Source organism: Streptomyces millisiae (assembly GCF_031845425.1).
GTDB lineage: Bacteria > Actinomycetota > Actinomycetes > Streptomycetales > Streptomycetaceae > Streptomyces > Streptomyces millisiae.
In genome coordinates, this window is sequence record NZ_JAVREM010000162.1 from 1 (window position 1) to 867 (window position 867).

The following is an 867-nucleotide window of genomic DNA, read 5'->3' on the forward strand; positions in this document are numbered from 1 at the left end:
CTCCACGACGGCCTCGGCCGGGTGCGGCACGTAGGTGCCGCCCTCGTCTTCGACGCCCTTACGGGATGCCGTGGCGATCTTGTGCATGAGCTCCAGGTTGAGCTCATCCGACAGCTGCAGCGGCGCAGCCGGGTAACCGGCCTGCGAACCCGCCTGCTCGATCGACGCGGGCTCGACACCCTCGCCCAGCATGGCCAGCGCCTCGTTGACGAAGGTGCCGATCACACGCGAGGTGAAGAAGCCGCGGCTGTCGTTGACCACGATCGGGGTCTTGCGGATGGCCAGCGTGTAGTCGAACACCCGGGCCAGGGCCTCGTCAGAGGTCTTCTCGCCCTTGATGATCTCCACCAGCGGCATCTTGTCGACCGGCGAGAAGAAGTGGATACCGATGAAGTCCTCCTGGCGCTTCACGCCGGTCGCCAGACCGGTGATCGGCAGCGTGGAGGTGTTCGAGCCGAGCAGCGCGTTGGGCTCGACGATGTCCTCGATCTCCTGGAACACCTTGTGCTTGAGTTCCTGGTTCTCGAACACGGCCTCGATCACGAAGTCGACGCCCTTGAGATCCTGCGGATCGGCGGTCGGGGTGATCTTGGCGAGCAGCGCCGCGGACTTCTCCTCGGTGGTCTTGCCACGCTTGAGTGCCTTGGCCTCCAGGCCCTCCGAGTACGCCTTGCCCTTGTCAGCGGCTTCCTGCGTGACGTCCTTGAGCACGACGTCGTAGCCGGCCTTGGCCGACACGTAGGCGATACCGGCGCCCATCATGCCCGCGCCCAGCACACCGATCTTCTTGATCTCCTGCTTGGCGATGCCCTCCGGACGCGATGCGCCGCCGTTGATGGCCTGCAGGTCCAGGAAGAACGCCTGAAT

1 protein-coding gene is annotated in these 867 nt (G+C 65.2%); it reads right to left on the reverse strand.

Annotated elements, in window-relative coordinates; translation table 11 throughout:
* Nucleotides 1-867, reverse strand: an 867-nt coding sequence (locus RNC47_RS35980; protein WP_311605050.1) for a 3-hydroxyacyl-CoA dehydrogenase family protein, incomplete at both ends; no start/stop codon positions are given.